The sequence below is a fragment of the Endozoicomonas sp. SESOKO1 genome (genome assembly GCF_024606265.1).
Classification (GTDB): Bacteria; Pseudomonadota; Gammaproteobacteria; order Pseudomonadales; family Endozoicomonadaceae; genus Endozoicomonas.
In genome coordinates, this window is record NZ_JAHHPP010000105.1 from 1 (window position 1) to 4,448 (window position 4,448).

General features: G+C 54.0%; 5 protein-coding genes. All 5 read left to right on the top strand.

What is annotated here, in order from left to right:
- Window positions 1-1,122 (top strand): bifunctional diaminohydroxyphosphoribosylaminopyrimidine deaminase/5-amino-6-(5-phosphoribosylamino)uracil reductase RibD (gene ribD, locus KDK13_RS05725; RefSeq protein ID WP_373692216.1); only part of this gene is annotated, 1,122 nt, incomplete at its 5' end.
- 192 nt (window positions 1,123-1,314) lie between these two features.
- Window positions 1,315-2,433, top strand: a complete 1,119-nt coding sequence (ribBA, locus tag KDK13_RS05730; protein ID WP_257283998.1) for a bifunctional 3,4-dihydroxy-2-butanone-4-phosphate synthase/GTP cyclohydrolase II — start codon at window positions 1,315-1,317, stop codon at window positions 2,431-2,433.
- A gap of 188 nt (window positions 2,434-2,621) precedes the next feature.
- Window positions 2,622-3,110, top strand: coding sequence for a transcription antitermination factor NusB (nusB, locus tag KDK13_RS05735; RefSeq protein WP_257284002.1), 489 nt, complete (start codon window positions 2,622-2,624; stop codon window positions 3,108-3,110).
- Window positions 3,111-3,185: 75 nt separating this feature from the next.
- Window positions 3,186-4,175 carry a thiamine-phosphate kinase gene (gene thiL / locus KDK13_RS05740; RefSeq protein ID WP_257283999.1) on the top strand — a complete coding sequence of 330 codons (990 nt, stop codon included), beginning with the start codon at window positions 3,186-3,188 and terminating at the stop codon, window positions 4,173-4,175.
- 22 nt (window positions 4,176-4,197) lie between these two features.
- Window positions 4,198-4,448, top strand: a 251-nt coding sequence (locus tag KDK13_RS05745) for a phosphatidylglycerophosphatase A (protein ID WP_257284000.1), incomplete at its 3' end; no start/stop codon positions are given.

Genomic DNA, 4,448 nt, shown 5'->3' on the forward strand with positions numbered 1-4,448 from the left:
GCAACAGATAGAGGCTTTATGGCCAAGGCCATCGAGTTGGCTCGCTCAGGCTGGTATACCACCATGCCTAACCCGAGAGTTGGCTGTGTCATTGTAGACGTCAACGGTCATATTGTTGGGAAAGGCTGGCATGAAAAGGCAGGGGAGCCCCATGCTGAAGTGCATGCACTGCGGATGGCTGGCATGAAGGCCAAAGGCGCCACAGCGTATGTAACCCTGGAACCCTGCAGCCATTTTGGCAGAACCCCTCCCTGCGCAGAAGCACTCAAGGCTGCCGGTGTCGCACGGGTGGTTGCCGCCATACAGGATGCCAACCCTGCCGTATCCGGTAAAGGCATGGCCCTGCTTCAGGCCGCAGGGATAGAAACCCTGTCCGGTGTACTTGAAGAGGAGGCCCGGGTCCTCAATGAAGGTTTTTTCAAGCGTATGTCTACCGGCATGCCGCTGGTCAGGGCCAAGCTGGCCATGAGCCTGGATGGCAGGACCGCCATGGCCAGTGGTGAATCCCAATGGATTACCGGCCCCATGGCACGCAGCGAAGTGCAAAAACTCAGGGCGCAGAGTTGTGCCATTATCACGGGGGTAGGCTCGATCCTTCTCGATAACTCTTCACTGACGGTGCGCCCCGATGAACTGGGCCTGGCCGATGCAGAAGCTATCTGCCAACGTCAGCCACTGCGGGTGGTTCTGGACTCCACACTGCGGACTCCCGTTAATGCCAGAGTCATTTCAGGTCCCGGACATTGCCTGATCGTTACCACCTCACAATGCTGCCCTGAGAAAAAAGCCCTGCTGGAGCAGGCAGGCGCAGAAGTACTGGTTTTAGATAATGACATAACAGCTGGCAGAGTGAGTCTCCCGGCACTATTGGCAGAGCTGGGGCGCAGGGAATGTAACGAAGTGCTGCTGGAAACCGGGGCGCAGCTGGCTGGCAGTATGATCGCTGAAAACCTGATTGATGAGCTGATGGTTTTCATGGCGCCGGTTTTGATGGGTTCAGAGGCAAGACCACTGCTTGACTTGCCACTGCATCTCATGTCTGAAAAAACAGAGCTGGTTATCAACGATATCCGGGCAATAGGTAATGACTGGAAAATCACTGCACGGCCAATTCCGGAATAGCGGCCACCAGGAGCCGTAAACGGTATGAGCGGTGAAAAAATAGTCGCAACCTTGTTGGAAACTGCTGTTATCACATGATGAAAAAGGTAGAATGGCGCCCCCATAGCCACAGCTTTTGCTAACCACGAGCCGGTTCACGCCCGGGCTGAAAAAATTGCACCGGAAACCACCGCCGGGTATCAGAGGGACATTATGCTGCTGAACTCCATCGAAGAACTACTAGAGGATATTCGCCTCGGTAAGCCGATCATACTGATGGATGATGAAAACCGTGAGAACGAAGGTGACCTGATCATCGCTGCGGAGAAAATCACCCCGGAAATCGTGAATTTCATGACCCGTGAGGCGAGGGGACTTCTGTGCCTGACACTCACCGGCGATCGCTGTGATTATCTTGGCCTTCCGCAAATGGTGGGTGCTTCTGACAACCAGTCTGGCTATGGCACACCATTCACCGTATCTATTGAGGCAGCAGAAGGGGTTACCACCGGTATTTCCACACAGGACCGGGCCAGGACCATTTTAACGGCGGTTGACCCACTGTCCCGCCCGGAGGACATTGTCCAGCCAGGTCACATTTTCCCGCTTCGGGCCAGGCCCGGCGGTGTATTGAGCCGCGCGGGCCACACGGAAGCCGGTTGCGATCTTGCCCGCCTGGCCGGATTGACACCGGCAGCTGCCATTATTGAGATCATGAATGAAGATGGCTCAATGGCCCGCCGCCCGCACCTGGAAGCGTTTGCAGAGAAGCATGGCCTGAAGATTGGCACTATTGCCGACCTGATCCATTACCGGATTCTCCATGAAAAAACCGTAGACAAGGTTGAGCAGCGAGTCATCAATACGGACTTTGGCCAGTTCAACCTTTCGGTTTATCAGGACAGTATCAACGACTGCAAACACCTGGCGCTCAGCAAAGGCTATATTACTCCGGACACTCCAACACTGGTTCGTGTCCACGCCATGGAACCGTTCCGCGACCTTCTGGCAGCCCACAGTGAAGGTGCCCGCACCAGCTGGTCGTTGCATAAAGCCATGGCCAGGGTATCAGAAGAAGGCACCGGGGTTGTTGTGCTCCTGGATTCCGGCAGCCATCAGGACCTGGGGCTGGCCCTGGAGCGCTTTATTGATGCCAATGAGCGTACGTCTTCTGATGGTATTTCCAGGGCTTATCAGGCCATTGGTACTGGCTCACAGATTTTACGGGACCTGGGCGTTGGCAAAATGCGCCTGTTAAGCTCACCCATTCGCTTTGCGGCACTGTCTGGGTTTGACCTGGAAGTCGTGGAGTATCTTCCATTCAGGGAGTAATACCAATCGTGCTTGCCAGGGAGTTAGAAAGTTCGATTGGTATAAGTTCTTATCTGATGAAAATACCTTCTCAGTAGAGCAAAGTAATCTCAATGAGCGATATCCGATCATATAAACTGATCGGATATCGCCCGTCTGTTTTTAATGCAATTTATAGAATCTGGAGGCTTGAGGTGAGTACCTCGCCAATGAATAATCCACAAGGCACCCCCTTTCAAAAGAAGAGCGCTGACCGGCTCAATCCATCGGCTCGCCGAAGAGCACGACAGCTGGCCCTTCAGGCGCTTTATCAGTGGCAAATTGCCAAATCACCACTGAATCAGATTGAAGCGCAATTCCGCGCTGACAATGATTTCAGCAAAGTGGATGCTGACTATTTCAGTGCCATCATTCATGGTGTTCCCAGCCAGGCCACCCAGCTTGATGAAGCGATGACGGCGGTATTGGACCGCCCATTAAGCCAGCTCGACCCGGTGGAGCTTTCAGCCCTGCGCATTGGTTGCTTTGAACTGATCAACCGGAAGGAGGATGTTCCTTATCGGGTGGTGATCAATGAGGCCATTGAACTGGTCAAGCGCTATGGTGCCCAGGACTCCCATCGCTATATTAACGGCATCCTCGACAAGCTGGCACCACGCCTGCGTGCTGAAGAAGTACAAGCCTACCGAAATAAATAGGCAGATGATCCATTTTGATAAACTGCTTACGCCATTGTCAGGCACTGAAGACGACTTGACCATTTATGGGGATTTATGGCCACGGGTATAATGGGCGAATTCGAGCTGATAAAACGCTACTTTGCTCGCCCTGAGATCGCACAGATTCAAGGGCAATATACCAGCAGCATCCTTGGCATTGGTGATGACTGTGCACTCTTTGACATCCCCTCAAACATGCAGCTTGCCCAGTCACTGGACACGTTGGTGGAAGGGGTTCACTTCCCCAGGGAATGTGATCCTTTTGCCCTTGGTTACCGGGCCCTGGCTGTCAACCTCAGCGATCTGGCGGCCATGGGGGCAGAACCGCACAGTTTTACCCTTGGCCTGACCCTCCCCAGGGTTTCCGAACTCTGGCTGAAAGAGTTCTCGGAAGGTCTTGCCCAGCTTGCCCAGCGATTTAAGGTCCCCCTGATTGGCGGAGACACCACGAAAGGACCACTGACCCTTTCGCTGCAGGTTCAGGGGCTTATTCCCAAAGGACAGGCCCTGTTACGACGTGGTGCCCGGCCCGGTGATCTTATCTGTATTACCGGCACACTGGGGGATGCAGCCGGGGCCTTGCCTTCTGTATTGAACGGCGAGACACCGGAAACCTGTGGCAATAAACACCTTAAATACCTGTTAAATCGCTATTGGTATCCTTCCCCTCGTCTGTTTGCCGGGCAATGGCTGCGCCAGGCCGGTGCTACCTCAGCCTTGGATATTTCCGATGGACTGCTGGGTGATCTTGGACATATCCTTGAAGCCAGCAACGCAGGCGCAGAAATTGCTCCCGAGCTGGTTCCCATGTCGGCTGCCCTTGGCCAGTTCCATGATCAGGATACCGCCCTCACCCTGGCCCTGACCGGTGGTGACGACTACGAACTCTGTTTCACTATCCCCCGCTCCCTGGCCCAGACACTGCCCTCCAAACTGTCAGACGGCTGTCGTATAACCTGCATTGGCCAGATTAATGATGAGTCTGGAATAATAAGAGACCCACAGGGCAACCTGCTGACCAAAAAAGCCTACACTCATTTTTAATTTCTGAAAGATTATAAATTCCATGACGCTCACCACCAAACAGGGCATAACGCCCAGAGAAACCTGCTGGAAGAATCCGGTTCACTTTCTTGCCTTTGGCTGCGGCAGCGGGCTGGCACCCAAAGCGCCCGGCACTTTCGGCACCCTTGCCGCCGTGTTCTTTTACCTGCTCCTTCAGGGATTGAGTCTCTGGACATACCTTGGGGTTCTGGTTGTCGCTTCAGTGATCGGTTTCTGGCTATGTGGACGAACCGCAAAAGATCTGGGCGTGCA